This is a genomic window from Sphingomonas pruni NBRC 15498 (assembly GCF_001598455.1).
Lineage (GTDB): Bacteria > Pseudomonadota > Alphaproteobacteria > Sphingomonadales > Sphingomonadaceae > Sphingomonas > Sphingomonas pruni.
In genome coordinates, this window is record NZ_BCYZ01000039.1 from 1 (window position 1) to 20,586 (window position 20,586).

The following is a 20,586-nucleotide window of genomic DNA, read 5'->3' on the forward strand; positions in this document are numbered from 1 at the left end:
ATGTCGCGGTCGGAGCGATCAAACACGCCCTCCCCTAACCCCTCCCATAAATGGGAGGGGAATTTAGGTTAAACCCGCAACACCCACCCCCGCGCCCGCAACGCCAGCGCGATCGCGATCGATACGCCGCCCAATATAACCGCATACAGCATAGACACCCAATCGAGAGGCAAGCCGGTCGCCTCGATCGCCGCCAGCAACCTCGCACCCAGATGCGCGCCGCCCGCCGGCACCTTCATCATCACGATCGCCACGGCGTCATGGACAATATACAGCGTCAGCGACACCGCACCGAGCGCCGCCACCGTCCGCGCGACGCGCGACGCGCCGATCCGCGGCCAGACGATCTTGAGCAACGCCAGCAAGCCGAGCCCGATCGCCGCGTTGATCAGCGTGAAGGTCGGCGTCCACAAATTCTTGTTGATCGGCCAGAACCAGGCGGCGGCAAGCGTCAGGCCCAGGCACAGGACGGCAACCGCGATGATCATGATCACCGGCTTCTTGCGGCGCACCGACATGCGCTGCACCGCCATCCCGATCATCGTCGTGGCGATCGCCGACAGGGTCGACAGCGGCCCTTCGGGATCGAACGGCGGGCCGTTATCGGGATGGCCATAGAGCCGCGTGCCGCCCAGGATCGCGCGGTCGAGCCAGCCGCTCATCCCTTCGCCCGGTGCCATGCTGGCGATCAGGTCGCCGGGCGCGGGCAGATGGAGCAGCACGCCATGAACCAGCATCAGCACGCCGGCGGCGATGGCGGGCGCTTTCCAGCTCGTCGTCTGGCGGCAGGTGATCGCGCAGATCAGATAGACGATGCCGATCCTCTCAAGCACGCCGGTGAAGCGGATCTCCTCTAGCCTGAGGCTGAAATGGACGATCATGCTGATCCCGAAACCAATCAGCCACAACAGCGCCGATCGCCGCACGATCTTGGCGATCGACGGCCGCGGCATCCGCCCGTCCATCGTCAGCGGCAAGGCGAGGCCGACCGCGAGCAGGAACATCGGAAACACCAGATCGGCGAAGGTCAGGCCGTTCCATTCGGCGTGATTGATCCACCAGAAAGCGTGTTCCTCCGACCCCTGCAGGTTGGCGAGCACCATCCCGAAGATCGCAAAGCCGCGCAGCGCGTCGAGGGGTTCGTCGCGAATGCGCGTGGGTTTCGACATGTCCATTGCGATCAACCCGTTACCACCATGCCGCCCTTCATGACCATCCGTACATGGCGCACCGCGGCGATGTCGGCGGTCGGGTCGCCGTCGACCGCGATCAAATCGGCGAGCAGCCCCGGTTTGACCGCGCCCAGCTTGCCGTCGAGGTGGAACCAGCGCGCATTGCCCCAGGTCGCGGCGATCAGCACGTCGGCCGGGCTCATCCCGCTCGCCGCCATCAGCTCCATCTCACGCGCGTTCGTGCCGTGCGCGAACACGCCGACATCGCCGCCCATGCAGATACGGACGCCGGCCTTCAGCGCCATCTGGAAGCTCTTGCGGTTGATCTGCACGGCCTCGGGCGCCGGCTCGGCCCCGGTCCAGCCGCGATAGCGCGACGTCGCGTCCGACGCGGCCAGCGTCGGGCAGAGCGCGATGCCTTTCTTCGCCATCTCCGCGAAGATTTCGGGCGTGCCGCCATAGCCATGCTCGATCGTATCCACGCCCGCGGCGATCGCGCGGCGCATCCCTTCCGCGGTGGCGGCATGGACCGCGACCGGGCGGCCCGCATCGTGCGCGGCGGCGACCGCGGCCTTCATCTCTTCCAGGCTGAGGGTGGGGCGGCTGTCCTCGCCGGGGCGCCAGCGATAATCGGCATAGAGCTTCACCCAATCGGCGCCCCCCGCGATCTGCCGCCGCACCGCCGCGACGATCGAGTCCACGCCCGACACTTCCTCGGCGCCTTGCGGAATGGCGACGCCGGGCTCGAACCCCTTGGGGCCGTACGCACCGAGCGCGACGATCGCGCGTGTCGCGACGTTGAGCCGCGGTCCCGGCACGATTCCCTGATCGATCGCCGCCTTCAGCCCGACATCGGCATAGCCTGCGCCTTCGGTACCGAGATCGCGTTCGCTGGTGAAGCCGGCGAGCAATGTCGCCTTGGCGCTCGCCACCGCGCGCGCGGTACGCAGCGCAAGCGGCTCGTGCAGCACCTGATCGTCCCAACTCGTTTCGTTATAGGGGTGGAGGAACAGATGGCCGTGCCCCTCGATCATCCCGGGCATCAACGTCTCGCCGGGCAGGTCGATCACCCTGGCGTCGGCGGGCGCCGACAGGTTGGGCCCGACCGCGGCGATGCGGTCGCCTTCGACCAGAACTTGCCAGCCGGCGTGCGCCTTGCCGTCCATCCCGTCGAACACGCGCGCGGGCTTCAGCAGGACCATTTGCCTCGGCGCCTCGGCCGCGGGGAGGGCAGCCGCCGGTCCGAGCAACATCGCCAATATAAGAGCCAGCCAGCGCATGGTTTTCTCCCCGGTGTCGCGTTACGCTGCCTATATGGATAGAGCCCTCCGCTTCCCGCTCCTAGCCCCCGTACTACTGGCCGCTGTCCTGACCATGGCGCCGACCGCGCCCGACCCCGCTTCCGCCGACATGGCGCGATGGCGGGGCGAAGCCGCGCGCGTCACGATCACGCGCGACGATTGGGGCATCCCGCACGTTCGCGGGCAGAGCGACGCCGATGCGGTATTCGGGATGATCTATGCCCAGGCCGAGGACGATTTCTCGCGAGTCGAGGCCAATTACCTGACTGCGCTCGGCCGCACCGCGGAGGCGCCGGACGCCGATGACGACGCGATCTGGAGCGACTTGCGCCAGCGCCTCTATGTCGATCCCACCGAACTGAAGGCGCAATATGCGGCGAGCGCGCCCTGGCTCAAATCGCTGATGAATTCCTGGGCTGACGGGCTCAATTTCTACCTGGCGACGCACCCCGGCACGAAGCCCAAGGTGCTCACGCATTTCGAACCCTGGATGGCGCTGAGCTTCACCGAAGGCAGTATCGGCGGCGATATCGAGCGTATTTCTCTCAGCGACCTCAAGACCTTTTACGGCAAGCCGACGCCGCCGACGCCGGAGGAACTCGGCATGGTGCCGCGCGAGCCTTCCGGATCGAACGGCATCGCCATCGCGCCCAAGCTGACTGCGGGCGGCAAGGCGCTGCTGCTGATCAACCCGCATACCAGTTTCTACTTCCGCTCCGAAGCGCAAATGTCGAGCGCGCAGGGCCTCGACGCTTATGGCGCGTCGACCTGGGGACAATTTTTCATCTACCAGGGGTTCAACGCCAAAGCGGGGTGGATGCACACCTCGTCCACGGTCGACAATGTCGACGAATTCGCCGAGCGCGTGACGAAGCGCGGCGACAATTACGTCTATCGCTACGGCAGCGCCGAGCGGCCGGTGACAGGCAAGACGGTGACCCTGCGCTATCGCAAATCCGACGGATCGTGGGGGGAGCGGAGTTTCGCTACATGGCGAACCCATCACGGCCCGATCGTCGCGATCAAGAACGGCCGTTGGATCGCCGAGGCCTTGATGTGGAGGCCGGTGCCCGCGCTCGAGCAGAGCTGGCTTCGGACCAAGACCAGCGACCTCAAGACCTTCCTCCAAGTCGCGTCGCGCCGGGCCAATTCGTCGAACGACACCCTGTTCGCCGACAGCAAGGGCGAGATCGCGTTCCTGATGCCGCAATTCATGCCGGTCCGCGACAATCGCTTCGATTATACAAGGCCGGTCGACGGCAGCGACCCCGCGACCGACTGGAAAGGGCTGCACACGCTGCCCAGCTTGCCCAGCGTGCTCAACCCGCGCGTTGGCTGGGTGCACAATACCAACGACTGGCCATGGGACGCGGCGGGGCCGGACAGCCCCAGGGCGGCCGATTATCCGCGCTACATGGATCAGGTCGGCGCCAATGCGCGCGGGACGCATGCCGACCTGTTGCTCAAGGGCAGGGCCGGCTGGACGCCCGAGAAGCTGCGCACCGCGGCGTTCGACAGCTATCTGCCCGCTTTCGCGGAATTGATCCCGGGACTGGTCAAGGCATGGGACGCACTCCCCGCCGACGATCCGCGCCGCGCCAGGCTGGCCGATCCGATCGCGCTGTTGCGCGGCTGGGACTATCGCTGGGGCTATGATTCGACCGCGACCAGCCTCGCGGTGTTTTGGGGCGACCATCTATGGCGAGAGGTCGGCAGCTTCGCCCAGGCCGAGCGGATGAACGTGCCCGATTATATCGCGATGCGAGTCAAACCGGGCGACAAGCTCGACGCGCTGGCCGCCGCCGCCGACCGGCTCAAGCGCGACTTCGGCGACTGGCGCGTGCCGTGGCGGCAGATCAACCGCTTCCAGCGGCTCGACGATTCGATCGCGCCGCATTTCGACGATGCCCGAGACTCCACTCCGGTGCCCTTCACCTCGGCGCAATGGGGCAGCCTGGCCTCGTTCGGCGCCAAAACCTGGCCGGGGACCAAGCGCTATTACGGCACCAGCGGCAACAGCTTCGTCGCCGTGGTCGAGTTCGGCTCGCGCGTGAAGGCGATGGCGGTAATGGCCGGCGGCCAAAGCGGCGACCCCGCCTCGCGCCACTTCGCCGATCAGATCGGTCGCTATGCCGAGGGGCGGCTGCGCCCGGTCTATTTCTATCCGGACGAGCTCAAGGGCCATGTCGAGCGGCGTTACCGACCGGGCGAATGAGTTCAGCCGGCTGACGCGCCGGGATCGGGCGCAGTGTCGGTCAGGCTGCTCTGCGGGAGCGCGATGCGCACGAGCTTCCACGCGAACAAGCCGCGGCGCTCGAATATGAGGTTCACCGGATCGCCGACCGTGCCCTGACGGCGCACGGCAACCCCGAAGCGATCGCGAGTGATGTAGTGAAGGATATAGTCGACCCGCCGTGGCGCAGCAGAGTTCGTTTCTACGTGCCCGACCTTGCCGGCGCGGACCAGCGCCGCGATCCCCTCGGGCGTCACCACGCTGTCGATCATCCGGTCGAGGATCGACGGCATCAGCATCGCGCCGAGCCCGGCGAACGGATTGCCCCGCATCTGTGGATCGTGCTCCATCCGCGTGGTCACCGCCGCGGTCAGTTGCGGTTTCAGATCGGCGCGCACCGCCGGAAAGTCGACCGAGCCACGCAGCTTTTCCGCATCACCCTGTTTCGCGGCGGCGACGAAGCCCCGCACGGCGACGTAAGGCGATGCACCATAAGCCAGCGCGAACAATGCGAGCGCGACGCCGATTGCGATGATCCAGCCCTTGCGCATGCGATCCTTTCGGCCCCGCGCCTGATCTAGGGCGGCGGGTTCCTCCCGGCAATGTCGCTGCCCCCGTGCCACTGCGTTGCGGGATTCTACGATAGTAGATTCCCAGCGTGGCGCGTTAACCATGGATGCCGCGATACGAGTCCCCGACATTGCAGCGAGTCGGGGAACGGTCATGAGCTTTATGGACACTATCGAAATGGTGATGCCGCGGATCGCCGTCTTCGGCGTCGGCGGCGCGGGCGGAAACGGTGTCGCCGGCCTGGTCGATGAGAATTTGCCGAACGTCGAACTGGTCGTCGCCAATACCGACGCTCAGGCGCTGCGCATGCTGGGCGTCCGCCAGCAACTGCAACTCGGCCGGATGGCGACGCAGGGACTGGGAGCGGGTGCCTGGCCGGAGGTTGGTCGCGCTGCCGCGCAGGAAGTCATGGATGAAATCGACGCGGCGTTGGAGGATGTCGATTTCTGCTTCATCGCCGCCGGGATGGGCGGCGGCACCGGGACCGGCGCGTCGCCGATCTTCGCCGAGCGCGCACGGTTACGGGGCATTCCGACTATCGCGGTGGTGACGCGCCCGTTCGAGTTTGAAGGATTGCGGCGGGCGAGCAGGGCGGATCAGGGCATCGCCACGCTCGAGCCGCTGGTCGACGCCATCATCGTCGTTCCGAACCAGCGGCTGCTGGGCATCGGCGATCTCGCGATGACCTTCAAATCGGCAATGCTGGAATCCAACGCGGTGCTGGCCGACGCCGTTGGCGGGATCGCGCATTTGTTGGTCACGCCGGGACTCAAACAGATCGGCTTCGCCGAAATGCGCAACGTGATCGCGGAGATGGGTCGGGCAGTGATCGGGTTCGGCGAAGCGACCGAACGCACGGACCGTGCGATCCTCGCCGCGGAACGCGCGATGGCCTGCCCGTTGATCGACGACGAGATTGCGGGTGCGGGCAAGCTGATGATCTCGATCAGCGGCGGCACCGATATGTCGCTGATGGAACTGGACGCTATCGTCGCGACGATTGCCGATCAGGCATCGCCGGACGTCGAACTCGCTTGGGGAGCGTCGGTATCCGAGGCGCTCGACGGAGTCGTCCGCGTCGCGTTGATCGCGCAAGGCCATCGGCCCCAGATACCCGTGCAGGCGGCGCCCCTCCGTGCCGCGGTGGCACCCACGGCCGTCGCCTGCTCGGCGGTTGCCGAACCGAAACCGGCCGCTCTTGCGTCAGCCACGATTATTGCGGTGGAGAAGCCGGCAATGGTAACCCCGCTGATCGCGGCCGCGACTGCGGCGGCGGAGGCGGAGGCGGAGGCCCAGGTCGCGCTGACGCCGGTGGACGACATCGCCACGCCTTTGACCAAGGCTCCAACGCCTGCGCTGCCTTTCGGCACCGCGCAGGCGAGCGACCCTCGCGATCTCACCGAGGCGCTGGTCAAACCCACGGCGAGCGAGGCCCCGTTGCTCGACCTGATCGATCGGCTGCCACCGGCGTGGGAGCGCATGCCGGCCCGATCGCCTGACGACGCGCCACCTGCGGCCGTGAATCTCAAGGCCTGCACCATGGACGAACTCTGGCTCGGCGACTTCGAACTGGAGGACCCCAGGCGTGCAAGTCTGGTCGAGCGGATCGCCAACGCGGTGAAGGGCTTATTCCGCTCTATGACCTTGCGGCTGGGTTTCGGGCGCCACACCATGATTGCCTATCGCGGCACACGAGCTCCGCTGCCGGCGTGATGCCGACATTCAGACCATAATGAATTATTTTTCTTAGATTATTGTCGCGAGCTTATTGAAAAATCATCGACATTCCGGGATGCTGACCAGGATTAAATAATACCAGCCGCGCGGCGAGACCGCTGGTAAAAAGGATGGGGACAAAATGCCTGGTCGGATGCGTCGCTGGGGCGGCGCATTGAGACATGACAAAGTTGCATTGGTGTTGGCTGGAATTGCCGCGCTCGCTACATCTCTGTCGTTATTGGGCTGGGTAGTAAAAGTTCCAGAACTCGCCTCGTTCGGAGCGAGCTACGCGCCGGCCTGGCCGCTTACGACTGGGGGCTTTTTGCTGCTGTCGTTCGCGATGGTGATGGCTATCCTTGGCCGGCGAGCGGCAACGCCAGCGGCAATCGCGGTCCTGATTCTCGTGGCGATAGTGGTTGCCGAATCCGTGTCGGGAATCCGGCCGGGGATCGATCGACTGCTCTTTGCTGAGCAGCTTGCCCAATCGGCCGCCGCCCATCCCGGGCGTCCGGGATCCAATTCGCAGCTGTCGTTCGTGCTGCTCGCGGTGACGATATTGTGCGCACAGCGTCAGTCACCTCTGCTCGACCGGGCCGCGAACGTGCTGGCTGCTCTGGCGCTTTGCCTGGGTCTCTATTCGACGATCGCTTTGATGTGGGTCGGCCACGCGACTTCGCTCAACCAATTCTTCGTCGCTCCCTTGCCGGCGGGTCTGGCGTCACTGGCTATCGCGTGCTCTTTTTTGTGGTGGAAGCACGAGGCGGGGTGGACCGGTCTTCTGTCGGGCGATCGCTTGCGTCAGCCGTTGGGCTGGTTGGTGCTGCCGATCCTGTTCGTTCTGCCCGCCGTCCCGATCGTCCTCGAACACTGGGCGATCAGGACCGGCAATGCGCCCTTCGAAGGTGCCGCCTTGATCGCGATCCTGGTCAACATGCTGATCATCGGTACGATCCTGCTGCTCGTCGCCGATCGGCTGACTCGTCAGCGCATGGCGCTGGGCGATCTCAGCGACGCGCTCGACAGCGCGGCTATCGCGCTGGTCGGACCGGACGGCACGATCCTTCATTGGACGCGGGGATGCGCGGAACTCTACGGCTGGTCGGCCGACGAGGCGGTGGGACGCAACAAGCATGATTTGCTGCGATCGCGCGAGGTTGAGGGTCACACGATCGATATCGCCCAAGGCGGTGGGCCGTCGCCCGACCAATCGGAAGCCGAGTTCGTCGAACGCCGGCGCGACGGCACGGAATTGCGCGTGGTCGAGCGCCGCCGCTCGCTGCACCGCGCGGGGCGCAACGAGATGATCGTCCTGAAGATGCTCGACATCACCACGCGGGTTGAGGCCGAGGAGGAACTTCGGGTCAGTGAGAACCGCCTGGCAATCGCGGCGGAGGTCAATGAGATCGGCGTTTTCGATTGGAATGTTGCGAGCGGGCAGATCAGTTGGTCGCCCGGGTCGGAACAGCGTCTCGGATTGCCGGCCGGGGCGATCGACACCTTCGACAAATGGCGCGATCATGTCGATCCCAGGGACCTATCCGACGTGATGGCGTCGATCGACAGCGCGGTTGCCGACCAGCGCGACCGGTTTGCCTTCCAATACCAATTCCTTCCCGAAACCGGCCCACCGCGCATGCTCGAAGGAACGGCGCGTTGCCTTTACGACGAGCGCGGCAACCTGGTGCGGTCGGTCGGCTCGATCATCGACGTCACGCAGCGTAATCGTCGCGAGGCGGAAATGCGGCTCGATTCGATGATCGAGACGGTACCCGATGCGACGATCGTCATCGATGAACTCGGGGTCATCAAGAGCTTCAGCCGGGTCGCGGAAGCGATGTTCGGCTATTCGGCGGAGGCCGCGATCGGCTGCAACGTCATGATGCTGATGCCCGATGGCCTCGCGGCACAGCACAATAATGCGATCATCGACTATATCCGGACCGGCGAGCGCAAAGTTATCGGAAAGACCCGCGAACTGACCGCGCGGCGCGCCGACGGCACGCTCTTCCCGGTCGAGCTGAACATCGGCGAGACGCAGATCGGCGAGACGCGGATCTTCACCGGAATCATCCGCGACGTATCCCGGCGGCTGTTCGAGGAGCAGCGGTTGTCGGATCTCAGCGCGGAGCTGGCGCATATTTCTCGCCAGGGCGCGATGAGCGAGCTTGCCGCCGATTTGGCGCACGAACTCAATCAGCCGCTCAGCGCGACGGCGAACTTCATCGCCGCCGCGCGCATGCTGATCGAACAGGGGGCGGGGGGCGAACGCGTCGCCGATCTGCTCCACATGGCGGAGGAGCAAACGCAGCGGTCGGGTGACATCATCCGACGGTTGCGCGACTTCCTGGCAAAGCGCGATATCGAAATGCGCCCAGAATCGTTGGCCGATGTCATCAGCGATGCGGTCGCGCTGGTGTTTTTCGGCACCGGTCGCGAGGAGATCGAGCTCAACTATGATCTCGACCCGGCGAGCGACACGATCTTCGCCGATCGCGTGCAAATCCAGCAGGTCCTGGTCAATCTGTTGCGCAATGCCGTCGAGATATTGCGGTCGGTGGAAGCCGGTCGTCCGCGCCGGATCGCGATTCGATCGCGATCGAGAGACGACATGGTCGAACTGACGATCCAGGATTCCGGACCCGGCATTCCCGACGCACTGAGCGAACAACTCTATGCCCGCTTCTCGACCACGAAAGCGGGCACGGCGATGGGAATCGGCCTGTCGATTTCGCGGCGTATCGTCGAGGCGCATGGCGGCGCCCTGACGGCGGAGAACCAACCGGAAGGAGGAGCGGCGTTCTGCTTCACCCTGCCGGTGTTCAAGGAGGTGGAAGATGATCCGGAACATCTACCTGGTTGACGACGATGATGCCGTGCGGGCGTCGTTGCACGGCCTCTTGTCGCTGCGTTCCGATCTCGTCGTGCGGAATTTCCGCTCGGGCGACCAGTTTCTGGAGCGCATTCCCGAGTTGGAATCGGGTGTTCTGCTCCTCGATTATCACATGCCCGGAAAAAACGGGATCGAGGTTCTGCAGCAACTCGGTTCACCTTCGCCCGCGCGTTTCCTGACCATCATCCTGACGGGCGAGGGCAATATCGATATCGCGGTGCAGGCGATGAAGGCCGGCGCGTTCGATTTCCTCGAGAAGCCCTACAAGGCCGACGCCCTGTTGGAGGTGATCGACAAGGCGTTCGAGCGCGTGGAGCATGAAAGCGCGGGATCGGTGCAGGTCGAAGCCGCGCGCGCCAAGGTGGCGGTGCTATCGCCGCGCGAACGCGATGTCCTGACCGGACTGATCGAGGGCCGGTCGAACAAGATCATCGCCTATGATCTCGCGATCAGTCCCCGCACGGTCGAAATCTATCGCGCCAACCTGATGACCAAGATGGGCGTGCGCAGTTTGTCCGAGGCGCTCCGGGTTGCGTTCGCCGCCGGCCTCATTGCGATGGGCTAGACCTCCGCCAGCCGTCCAATATCTCGACGAGCCGGCGGATGGCACCGTTCCGCGAGAGTCGCACCGGTCGATCGTCGAGGCCGCCGCGCGTTCCATTGAGGATAACGACCTGCAACCAGGCCGGCGATACTTCGCTCGCGGCTTGCCCGATCGGCCCGTCGTCGGTGACGAGCACGGCGGTTTCGATCGCCGTACCTGGCATGCCTTGCATGAGCTGATCGACCCCGATCGTGACGACATTGATGCCAATCATGGTCAACCGCGCAGTGAGCGCACTGCGCAGGTCACTTTCGGAGATCAGCAGGACGATCAGATCAAGGGACAAGATGCGACATCCAGATGGAGTGGGGCTGCCGGGAGGCTAATCCGCTCTCGCCGATTAGTCGGCTAGGGAAAGTTACGTAGCAGCGCTCGTACGAAGTCATCTTGCTCGTCCGCAGTTACCACGCGGTACCAACAGCTTAGGTATTTGACCGCGCGGCGGAATGGTCTCCAAAGCGCGTATAGATGGCCTCGCGACGCGGCCGACAATTCGGGCGCAACGTCATGACGCGTGTGGTGGCGCGCCGGTGGCCGTGCCGGGCGAAAGGGAACTCAGGCGCTGAGACGAAGATCGGGTTCGACGTTGGCCGGTTCGAATTGCGCAATACCGCCGCCCTTGTTCTTGATGCCGCAAAGCGCTTCATCGGCTTGGGCGATCAGGCGATCGAGATCCGCGCCGCCCGCCGCCGCTTCGGCATAACCGATGCTCGTGCCGATCGAGATATCATGGCCGTCGATCGAATAAGGCTGAGCGATCGCCCTGGCGATCCTGCGCGCGAGAAGCTCCGCCTCTCCGGCATGCGCCATTTGGGTCTGCACCACGACGAACTCGTCTCCGCCGATCCGTGACGCGAAATCGCTCTTGCGCAAGAGCCCCTGCAATCGGCCCGACACCGCCTTCAGCAATGCGTCGCCGGTGGGGTGGCCATACCGATCGTTGACCGGCTTGAACCGGTCGAGATCCAGACAATGGACCGCGATCGTGTCGCGCGGGCCGCTCTTGGCAACGCAGATGTCGAAGCGCTCGCGCAAGCTCAGGCGGTTGGGCAGGTTGGTGAGATGGTCGGAGCGCGCCAACGTCGCGAACAACTGGCGCCGGGTGATTTCCGTCGCGGCCAGACGGTAACGGGCGAACACGCTCTGGATCCCGCCGGCGAGGAAGATCGCGAGCAAAGCTCCGGTCGCCCAAAAAGTGATGTCCGGGAAAGACCAGGCGACGATGATCGTTGGCACGATGGCGATCAGCATGCTCGGCACACTGATCCAGGGCCGCATCGACAAACCCGCCGCGACGCCCGCGCCATAACCGAACAACAGGCCCACGATCGCCATGCGAGTCGCCGGCGCGGCGATCATGAAGGCGCGCGCCTCGAACAGGCCGAAGATGAGCGCGAACGCGAGATAGGCCGTGGCGAAGTGCCGCTCGAAATATCGGGCCTTTTCGACGCTGAGCGCAGGGTCCGCCACGCGCCGGCGATAGAGCAGCACGACCGTGAGTCGCGCGGCGGCGGCGATCGACCCGGCGAACATCAGAAAGGTCAGCGCGCCGTCCGGCGTCTGGCTGGTGATCAGCACGGCGATCCCCAGGAACGACATTGCCATGATCGCTGTCGGCAACAGGGTCGAGAACAGGCTGGCAACCAACTCGATATAGGTGCCGTCCGGCACCCTTGCCCTGCTACCGTCCACGCGCGCCGCTCCTTTCCGGAGCGGCATGTTTCCACGGAGGCGGTTAATATTCGTCCTGCCGGCGGGCCGTCGCGGCTCCGGAATTCTACCTAGATCCCGCTAGATAGTGGCGGGATCATGCCCCGAAGCTGTAAGGAATGGTGCCCAAGGGCGGAATCGAACCACCGACACTGCGATTTTCAGTCGCATGCTCTACCAACTGAGCTACTTGGGCATATCCGGCGAAGCGCGGAAGACGCGGCCTCTAATCGCTCGAAACCTCGCTGTCCAGTGCTTCCGGATCGGCGGGACCCGCCGGAATGCGATATCCTTCGCCAAGCCATTTGAGCAGGTCGCGATCCTTGCAGCCGCGGCTGCAGAACGGCTTGAACGCCGGGTCGGTGGTATTGCCGCAGAGCGGGCAGCTATTGGCCTTGGTCATGACGTGAACGAGATGGGGGCGCCGGTCCGCCGCGACAACTCGTCGACCAGGTCGGGATGCGCGGCCAGCCAGGCGGCGACGCGCGGTCCGGCGGACTGGGCCGGCGGTACCGGCGGCGGCGTGCGTTCGATCGCGCGCAACAGGGCCAGTGCCGCGGCGGCGACCGGGTCGGCGCGTAGCAATTCCGGCAAGGAGGCACGGCGACGCGGACGGACGATCTGGAGGAATCCGAAGCCGTTGATCGCGGTGCGTTCGAACGGCGGGGGCAGGACGGCATCGATCGCCTCGGCCGCTGCTTGGCGCTCGGCCTTGTTGCCCAGGGTCGGGAAGTCGATCCCGATCGATCCGCCGATATCGAGCCGCACGATCGCCATCGCCGCCGCAAGCGCCGCGGCGAGCGCAAGCGGGGCGGCGGCTCCGGGGCCGTCGACGTCGAACAGGGTCATCGCCGGGGTCGGCGACATCCGCAACGCACCGCCGGCAAAGGCGATCTCGCCGGTCTCCGCCTCGTCGAGCACTTCGGACCAGCCCGCGGCCTCGAGCGCATCGGGCTCATGGGCGCGGAGCATACGGACGGGAAAGCCGCTTGCCCGGCACCGCGCCAGCAAGTCGTCGGCCGCGCGCGGCTCGGCCTCGCTCGCCGCTACCTTGGCGAGCTTTGGGCGGCCCGGTTCGGGAATGGCTTCGCGCACGACCTCGATCGTCAGCCGCGCGCCCAAGGTAATGCCAGGCGGTAAGCGCTCGATCACCGCGGCACCGAGCGGCGTTTCCACGCGGCTCAGCCCGGCGGCGACCCGCTCGATCAGCTGGCCTTCCAGCACCGCGCCGAGCTTCAATCCACCGGGCCGCTCGATCCGCGCTTTCAGGATGACGCCGTCCTCGACCAGAGCGGCGCGCGCTTCGCCGATCCCCGCTTCATACAGCCACTCAGCCACGCAGCATCTCCATACCGCGCCGACGCTCGGCCTTCCGGACTCCCCTCCCTGCCAGGGAGGGGTTGGGGGTGGGTGCGCGCGTCTGCGCGCCCTCTAAAGACTCGTGGGCCGGGCGGCAGAACAGCGTCGGGCGAGGCATCGAGGCTCCCCCGACGCTTAACCCACCCCCGTTTGCGAGATCGGCAGGTAAATCATGCCCCCGGCATGATTTAGAAATGCCTGGGGGGCATTTCGACCTGCCCATCTCCCAAGCGCCCCTCCCTTGCAGGGAGGGGAGATTAAGGGATCGATCCATCTCAGTCGGCCTGTGGCTGACTCAGCGGCAGGCCCGCCGAAGTCAATAACGCCCGCGTTTCGAACACCGGCAGGCCGACCACGTTGGAATGGCTGCCGGCCAGATAGCGGACGAAGGCTTCCGCCTTGCCCTGGATGGCATAGCCGCCGGCCTTGCCCATGCCTTCGCCGCTGGCGACGTACCAGTCGATCTCGGCCGGAGAGAGCGCCTTGAACGCGACGATCGTGTCGGCGACGCGGACGCGCGGCCGGCCATCGGCGCCGATCACGCACACGCCCGAATAGACATGGTGCCGCCGCCCCGACATCAGCCCGAGCATGCGGCGCAGATCGGCCTCGTCGACCGGCTTTTCCAGGATGCGGCGCCCGACCGCGACGGTGGTGTCGCCGGCCAGCACGATCTCGTCCGGCGCGCGCTCTACCGCCAGCGCCTTGTTCTCGGCCAGCCGCGCGACATAGGCACGCGGCGCCTCGGCCTTGAGCGGAGTCTCGTCGATATCGGGCGCGGCGAGGCGCGCGGGCACGATCCCGATCCGCGCGAGCAATTCGAGCCGGCGGGGAGACGTGGAGGCGAGGACGAGTTTCATTGTTAGGACGTCATGCCAGCGAAAGCTGACATCTCAAGCCGCATCAAACCCCGGCTTTCGCCGGGGCAACGGGGCATTATTGCGGCCCCGGTCCGCCGCGGCCCGGCATGAAGCGATAGGTGATGCGACCCTTGGTCAGGTCGTAGGGCGTGAGCTCGACGAGAACCTCGTCGCCGACCAGCACGCGGATGCGGTTCTTGCGCATCTTGCCGGCGGTGTGACCCAGGATCTCATGGTCGTTTTCCAGCCGGACGCGGAACATGGCGTTGGGCAGCAGTTCGACTACCTGGCCACGCATTTCGAGAAGTTCTTCTTTAGCCAAACAATGCCTCATGAGTATGCGGGCCGCGCCGCGTGACGCGCGCCCTTAGCGGATGGGGAGCGAAAAGGGAAGCTGCGCTGCCGGGTGGAGGGCGGTGTGCCTGAATTTGGCCGGTTGAAGCAACAGCCTTAACGGCCCATCTGCCCTAAGCTTGGCCGAAAGTATGGAGGCGAATTGAGCGAGCGCGAACAGTATATAGCCATTATCAAATGCAAGTGTGGCGTTTCGGGATCCGCTAGAGATTCAGAATGGACGTATCGTGTGCGGTAATTGTGGAGAGCGCGTTCGCGGTGTCTTGAGGTTCCGATGGAGAGAAGCGCGACCGAAGGAATCGCCTGGTGACGATAAACGGCAAGATCGCGACTGGCCATATTGAGGACAAATAGACACCCAGCCTAACGCGGTCGGAAAATGGGACGCAAGGGTGGCTAGAAGCGCGCCGAGAATTTGGCGGCAGAGCTTAGGGACGGCAATCGCAAAAGGCGATGCAGATGCTGGGAGGCTTGACTAAGTCGATTTTCTGGACCACGAGCGTGGTCGAGAAAATCGACGCGAGAGGCAAATGCAATACATTGAAACTGTCATTCGCCACGACCCGTGGGAGGTTGAACCTCGGCTTAAAGAGTTAGGCCTGACATCAGCCGGATTCCGCAGAGTTCGCGATGTGGCTGTCGCGGCGCGAAACAACGTGACGGGTTTTCACGCCTCGAACGCGGCGGGCACTTTCGCATATCAAGATGGCGTATGGTGTTTGCGCGACGAGTTTGTAGGCGATGTTTGGAAAATGGAACGCCCGGGCGGCGTTGAAGCTATTGTAAGTCATCAATCTAAATCACGGGTTGCATTCGCGAATGTGGATCGCTGCTGCGACGTGAACCATGACCCACTTCCCATTTCCGATAAGGGCGCGGGTGCCGAGCGTCTGTGCGAAGGCAATCTTTTTGATAGCCTCCCCACCTTTACCAAGGAGCAAAGTTCGCTCGGAATCCCTTTGTTTTATTGCATGGTTGATCCAGAAGGACGGGTCGAATTGTCGCGTCCGACCATTGAAGGAAAATCCTTCGGCCCCTGCGTCGAGCGTAACTTTATCTCGAACGGTGATGATGGCGACGACGGTAGCAGGCTTTCGATTGATCAGCAGAATGATAGCGCAGTCGAGATCACGCCGACGATCACCCGCAAAGTAGCTTGAGCGATGTTCAATCCGAAAAAGCTGGCGCTGGCGCGCATGCGACGACGCATGACTGGAAAGGCGTTGGCGGAGGAGGCCGGGATCACTGCCGACACTTTGTCGCGCGTCGAGAAAGGGCATAGGCCGCCTGACGACAGTACGGTGGTTAGGTTGGCTGGCGCTTTACGCTACCCGATTGAGTTTTTTTTTGGCGATGATCCGGCTGACATTGACGCAGACGGCGTGAGTTTTCGGAGCTTTTCGAAAATGAGTGCCCAAGAGAAATATGCCGCTACATCGGCAGGACAGTTAGGCGTGCAATTGGCGACTTGGGCTGAGCATCGTTTTAATCTCCCTGACCCCGATCTGCCCGACCTAAGTTATCAGAATGATCCGGAAAGAGCAGCGTTAGAAGCGCGACAATACTGGGGTATCGGCGAGCGGCCAATTGGCAATATGATCGGATTCCTCGAAAGCAAGGGTGTCCGGGTTCTTTCGTTGAGTGAGGATACTGCTAACGTAAATGCTTTTTCCTTCTGGCGGGATGGCAAACCATATATTTTCTTGAATAACTTCAAAACTGCCGAGAGCAGTATTTTCGATTCTGCCCATGAACTTGGGCACCTTTTGCTCCATTGTAAGGGTGATCTTCGGGGTGACCGGTTACTTGAACGCGAAGCAGATGGCTTCGCTGGCGCGTTTCTCATGCCGGCAAATGATGTGCGTGCGAGAGTCGACCGGCCTGTTACGAGCGATATCATTATTACGGTCAAGAAGAAGTGGCGGGTCTCTGCCTTTGCGCTTCTGCATCGCCTGTGGCGAATGAAGATTGTAAGTACCGAACATCACTATCGTTCGCTTTGCATTGATCTGAGCCGTCGGGGCTATCGCTCCGGTGAGCCGGTCGGAGTAGACCGTGAAATTTCAACGGTTTGGAAGCAAGTATTCTCATCTTTGTGGAATGAAAAGATTACCAAGGACGATGTTGCGAAGGAACTGAACATTCCTATCGATGAGCTGGAGGGATTGGTTGCGAATATGACAGCTAGTGGAGGCAGACCGTTAACCCGTACGCTTTCGGTCGTGTAAGTTATGCTTGAGGCTAAGGTTTGAGACGAGGAGGATTAACTAGCTTCATCACCGGCACCCGCTAAGCGTGGATCTTACGGAACGTGCGCAAATTTAATCCAAAATGGACTCTTAAAGATTCGGTTGCGCAGTAAATCGCGTTTATCTTCTCCGTTCTAACCGGAGAAACACTCATGGCTAAAGTCGCGGCGTTTAGGTCCAAGCTGCCCGGAACAGGTGTCCACCATAACGACGACAAATGCACCGTCGGCAACAACATTGAGACATACAACAGGATATCCGGCACAGGGGGCCTTCCGCTGTGCCAGACTTGTCGAAATCTCTGAGCGCTTTCGGCTAGGGTGTAGGACTTCAATTCTCACCGCGCGACCCGTCTGCACACCCATCGCGTGGCTTTCGACAAGCTCACGTGAACGGGCAAGGATGGTCAGGTATATCCGGTTGCTCTGGTGATCTAGGTCGCCGCGTCCCACGGACTTGGATCGAAAGATGTCGGTGGGGCTGTTTCCACCTGATCGCTGTCCAAGCAAGGCTTCCCGAATTGCCCGGCCCCAGCACAGGGCGAATGGGAGGGCGGCATTCGGAGCGGGCATGTCCATTGAGCAATCAGGCGCTCGGTGACGCAATCTTCCTAGGCAAGACGCTGGTCGCGTGTCATTTTTGCGGCCTGTCATCCATCGGGGGTCTTTGCCATGCGCCATCTTTGCGTTTCGCTTGCCGCTGTCGCCGCCTGTTTCGCCGTGCCCCTTCCCGCCGACGCCAGCGGCGATTTCGGCTGTTCGCCCTCCTGGCGGCTGAACCACGCCAACCTGACCGGCTGCGACGACATGGCGATGCTCGGGCCGGGCAACGACACGCGGACCAACCTCACGATGCTGCTGTTCGATCGCCGCGGGTCGCTGCCCAGGCCGGGCGAGGGCGCGCCGCCGCAGCCGCTCGGCGCCTTGTTCGACTGGCGCACCTTGTCGGGCTGGCTGGCGGTTCGCCCCGACAATAGCGACAGCGACTATTCTTCAGGCGAAGGGTCGCGCTGCCGGTCCAATGGCAGCGGCGCGGCGGCGTTCGAGGAGGCGGTCAATGCGGCCAAACTGCCGGGCGGCGAGGGCGCGGCGCTGATCGCGGCGCGCAAATCGCTCAATCCCGATTGCGCCAAGCCCGGCGCGAGCGTGAGCGCGGCGCTCGACGGGCAAGTGAAATCGCCCGCGGGCAAGGCGTTCGCCACCTATCTCGCCGGCGCGCAGGCTTTTTACGACGGCGATTTCGATGCGGCCGGCACGCGGTTCGCCAGCCTGGGCGGCGCGCGCGACGGCTGGCTGCGCGACACCGCGCGCTACATGGCGGCGCGGGTCGAGGTGAACCGCATCCAGGTCGGCCTGTTCGACGACTATGGCATTCCCAAGGACTTCAAGACGGTCGACCAGAAGGTCGTCGCCGCGGCCGATGCCGGCTTGCGCGGCTATCTGAAGGACTATCCCAAGGGGCTCTACGCGGCGTCGGCGCGCGGATTGTTGCGGCGGGTCTATTGGTTCGGCAGCAAGCGCGATCTGCTCGCCCAGCAATATGTCGCGCTATTCGCACAGCCGACAGCAGCGCGTGGGCTCAACGACGTCGATCTCGCCGAGGAGATGGACACCAAATTGCTGCCCGATCTGACCATCGGCGACACGCGCGACCCGACCCTGCTCGCGGTGCTCGACCTCAAGCGGATGCGGACGGCGGACGACGATGTCAGCGCGGGGTGCTGCACCAATCCGATCACGCTCGACGAGATCAACGGCCAGCGCGCGGCATTCGCCGGCAACCAGCCGCTGTTCGACTATCTGGTCGCCGCGCACCAATTCTATGTCGGCAGGAAGCCGGCCGAGGTGCTCAAGCTGATCCCCGATGCCGCGCGGCAATCGAGCTTCACCGAAGTCCAGTTCAGCCGCCAGATGCTGCGCGGCATGGCGCTGGACGCGGTCGGCGACCGCAATGCGCGCGGTTTCTGGCTGGAAATGCTGCCGGGGGCGAAGGTCGATGCGCAGCATTCGGCGATCGAGCTCGCCATCGCCTGGCACGACGAGCGGACCGGCGGGCTGGCGCGGGTGTTCGCCGCCGATTCCCCGGTCGACGATCGGTCGATGCGCGGCATCCTGTTGATGAATGTCGCCGATGCCGGGTTGCTGCGCAAACAGGCAACCGGGGCGAAGGCGGCGCACGAACGCCAGCTCGCGCTGTTCACCCTGCTCTACAAGGAGTTGAGCCGCGGCGCGTATCGCGATTACGCGACCGACCTCGCGCTGGTGCCGGCGGGTGCCGCCAGCGACACCAATTTCTACGATTTGCTGGGATCGGAAGCCTTGCCGTTGGGGCTGTTCCTCAAGCCGATCCAGCCGACCGATATCGACTGCCCGACGCTCAGGCGCACCGCCGCCGATCTCGCGGCAGCGCCCGGCAGCCCGCATGCGCGGCTGTGCCTGGCCGACTTCTTCCGCGCCAATGGGTTCGACCAGTTCGTGCTCGACAGCCAGCCGCCCAAACAGGATCTCGGCGGGACGAAGACGCTGTTCGCCGGGCCGGTCTATTCCCGGCTGGAGGTCTACAAGTCGATCGTGGCCGATCCCGGGGCGCCTGGCGACGACAAGGCCTATGCCTTGTTCCGCGCGGTCAATTGCTACGCGCCGTCGGGCAACAATTCGTGCGGCGGGACCGATGTCGACAAGTCGGTACGCAAGGGCTGGTTCGCGCGGCTGAAGAGCGATTACCCCAAGTCGCGTTGGGCGCGCGAACTGCGTTATTATTGGTAGGCGGTGATCCGCGCCGTCCTCGCCGTCGCGGCATTGGGCATTGCGCTGCTCCCCGTGCCGATCGCGCGCGACCGGCGGGTCGTGCCGGCTTACGACGCGGTGTGGCTGTGGGCAGGGGTGAAGGAGCAGCCGGCGCTCGGGGCGGCGAGGCGACTGTACCTGCTCCAGGGGCAGGTCGAGGCAACCGATCCGGTCCGGTATGTGGCGCAGCGCGCGGCGATTCCGCACCTCGGCAATCGCGACGTCTGGATGGTGGTGCGGGTCGAGACGCTCGCCTGGTCGCCCGCCATCTATGACCAGCTGCTCGCGGCGCTGGAACGCTGGCGCGCGGGGGGAAACCGCGTCGTCGGTGTGCAGATCGATTTCGACGCGCGGACGCGGCATTTGGAGGAATATGCGGCGTTCCTGCGGGGATTACGCGCGCGCCTGCCGCGCGACTGCCGGCTGGGAATCACCGGATTGCTCGATTGGAGCGCGAACGGCGATCCCCAGGGCCTCGATGCGCTGGCGGGCGTGGTCGATGAGGCGGTGCTGCAAATCTATCAGGGACGCCACGTCATCCCTGGCTATCAGGCGTATCTGGCCAAGCTAGACCGGCTCCGACTGCCGTTTCGGATCGGGTTGCTGCAAGGAGGCGAGTGGCAGCCGACGCCTGGGTTGGAGGCTAATCCGTATTTTCGAGGCTATGTGACCTTCCTGGTCAATCCGCTCGGGTCCCGCTCCGGAGAGTAAGCACCTCCCCGGCGAAGGCCGGGGCCCAGCTTCCGCGAATTAGAGACGGCGTCCCGCCGCCGAGAGCG

Annotated in this window: 17 protein-coding genes and 1 tRNA gene; 8 read left to right on the forward strand and 10 right to left on the reverse strand. The window is 64.2% G+C overall.

Annotation, left to right across the window (positions count from 1 at the left end):
• Positions 1 to 68: 68 nt before the first annotated feature.
• Positions 69 to 1,169: an acyltransferase family protein gene (locus SPR01S_RS12440; protein WP_169803428.1), complete on the reverse strand. Its 1,101-nt coding sequence runs from the start codon at positions 1,167 to 1,169 to the stop codon at positions 69 to 71.
• 11 nt (positions 1,170 to 1,180) lie between these two features.
• Positions 1,181 to 2,452, reverse strand: coding sequence for a metal-dependent hydrolase family protein (locus SPR01S_RS12445; RefSeq protein ID WP_066590064.1), 1,272 nt, complete (start codon positions 2,450 to 2,452; stop codon positions 1,181 to 1,183).
• A gap of 34 nt (positions 2,453 to 2,486) precedes the next feature.
• Between SPR01S_RS12445 and SPR01S_RS12450 the strand changes: the two genes are divergently transcribed.
• The gene (locus SPR01S_RS12450; RefSeq protein WP_066590114.1) at positions 2,487 to 4,688 is read left to right on the forward strand and encodes a penicillin acylase family protein; all 2,202 of its coding nucleotides are present in this window, start codon (positions 2,487 to 2,489) and stop codon (positions 4,686 to 4,688) included.
• A 2-nt stretch (positions 4,689 to 4,690) separates the two neighbouring features.
• On the opposite strand, the gene SPR01S_RS12455 is transcribed toward SPR01S_RS12450, so the two are convergent.
• On the reverse strand, positions 4,691 to 5,257 hold the full coding sequence (locus tag SPR01S_RS12455) for a DUF2939 domain-containing protein (protein ID WP_066590065.1): 567 nt from the start codon (positions 5,255 to 5,257) through the stop codon (positions 4,691 to 4,693).
• A gap of 172 nt (positions 5,258 to 5,429) precedes the next feature.
• Here SPR01S_RS12455 and ftsZ point away from each other — a divergent pair, with 172 nt between their 5' ends.
• From ftsZ to SPR01S_RS12470, 3 genes are all read left to right on the forward strand, one after another.
• Complete coding sequence (gene ftsZ, locus SPR01S_RS12460) at positions 5,430 to 6,989, forward strand: cell division protein FtsZ (RefSeq protein WP_169803429.1); 1,560 nt, start codon at positions 5,430 to 5,432, stop codon at positions 6,987 to 6,989.
• Positions 6,990 to 7,191: 202 nt separating this feature from the next.
• Positions 7,192 to 9,855, forward strand: coding sequence for a PAS domain-containing sensor histidine kinase (locus SPR01S_RS12465; protein ID WP_169803430.1), 2,664 nt, complete (start codon positions 7,192 to 7,194; stop codon positions 9,853 to 9,855).
• Complete coding sequence (locus SPR01S_RS12470) at positions 9,830 to 10,450, forward strand: response regulator transcription factor (protein WP_066590070.1); 621 nt, start codon at positions 9,830 to 9,832, stop codon at positions 10,448 to 10,450. The genes SPR01S_RS12465 and SPR01S_RS12470 overlap by 26 nt, the downstream gene beginning before the upstream one ends.
• On the opposite strand, the gene SPR01S_RS12475 is transcribed toward SPR01S_RS12470, so the two are convergent.
• The 7 genes from SPR01S_RS12475 to infA form a co-directional block, all read right to left on the reverse strand.
• On the reverse strand, positions 10,434 to 10,775 hold the full coding sequence (locus SPR01S_RS12475; RefSeq protein WP_066590071.1) for a hypothetical protein: 342 nt from the start codon (positions 10,773 to 10,775) through the stop codon (positions 10,434 to 10,436). The two genes, SPR01S_RS12470 and SPR01S_RS12475, sit on opposite strands and share 17 nt — an antisense overlap.
• 269 nt (positions 10,776 to 11,044) lie before the next feature.
• Positions 11,045 to 12,181, reverse strand: a complete 1,137-nt coding sequence (locus SPR01S_RS12480; protein WP_169803431.1) for a sensor domain-containing diguanylate cyclase — start codon at positions 12,179 to 12,181, stop codon at positions 11,045 to 11,047.
• 138 nt (positions 12,182 to 12,319) lie between these two features.
• A tRNA-Phe gene (locus SPR01S_RS12485) sits at positions 12,320 to 12,395 on the reverse strand.
• A gap of 30 nt (positions 12,396 to 12,425) precedes the next feature.
• Positions 12,426 to 12,602, reverse strand: a complete 177-nt coding sequence (locus tag SPR01S_RS21265; RefSeq protein WP_084251152.1) for a DNA gyrase inhibitor YacG — start codon at positions 12,600 to 12,602, stop codon at positions 12,426 to 12,428.
• Complete coding sequence (locus tag SPR01S_RS12490) at positions 12,599 to 13,537, reverse strand: ribonuclease (protein ID WP_066590074.1); 939 nt, start codon at positions 13,535 to 13,537, stop codon at positions 12,599 to 12,601. Before SPR01S_RS12490 ends, SPR01S_RS21265 begins: the two co-directional genes overlap by 4 nt.
• Before the next feature lie 296 nt (positions 13,538 to 13,833).
• Complete coding sequence (locus SPR01S_RS12495) at positions 13,834 to 14,418, reverse strand: Maf family protein (RefSeq protein ID WP_066590078.1); 585 nt, start codon at positions 14,416 to 14,418, stop codon at positions 13,834 to 13,836.
• Positions 14,419 to 14,494: 76 nt separating this feature from the next.
• Positions 14,495 to 14,740: a translation initiation factor IF-1 gene (infA, locus tag SPR01S_RS12500; RefSeq protein WP_026325702.1), complete on the reverse strand. Its 246-nt coding sequence runs from the start codon at positions 14,738 to 14,740 to the stop codon at positions 14,495 to 14,497.
• 562 nt (positions 14,741 to 15,302) lie between these two features.
• On the opposite strand from infA, the gene SPR01S_RS21615 reads away from it, so the two are divergent.
• The 4 genes from SPR01S_RS21615 (at position 15,303) to SPR01S_RS12520 (ending at position 20,518) form a co-directional block, all read left to right on the forward strand.
• Positions 15,303 to 15,932, forward strand: coding sequence for a hypothetical protein (locus SPR01S_RS21615; protein ID WP_157082227.1), 630 nt, complete (start codon positions 15,303 to 15,305; stop codon positions 15,930 to 15,932).
• 3 nt (positions 15,933 to 15,935) lie between these two features.
• Entirely contained in the window at positions 15,936 to 17,000 is a 1,065-nt protein-coding gene (locus tag SPR01S_RS12510; protein WP_066590084.1) for a helix-turn-helix domain-containing protein, read from the forward strand.
• Positions 17,001 to 17,692: 692 nt separating this feature from the next.
• A complete protein-coding gene (locus SPR01S_RS12515; RefSeq protein ID WP_066590085.1) occupies positions 17,693 to 19,786 on the forward strand; it encodes a PA5441 family protein in 2,094 nt (697 codons plus the stop codon).
• Positions 19,787 to 19,789: 3 nt separating this feature from the next.
• Positions 19,790 to 20,518, forward strand: a complete 729-nt coding sequence (locus tag SPR01S_RS12520) for a DUF3142 domain-containing protein (protein WP_157082229.1) — start codon at positions 19,790 to 19,792, stop codon at positions 20,516 to 20,518.
• Positions 20,519 to 20,586 lie beyond the last annotated feature (68 nt).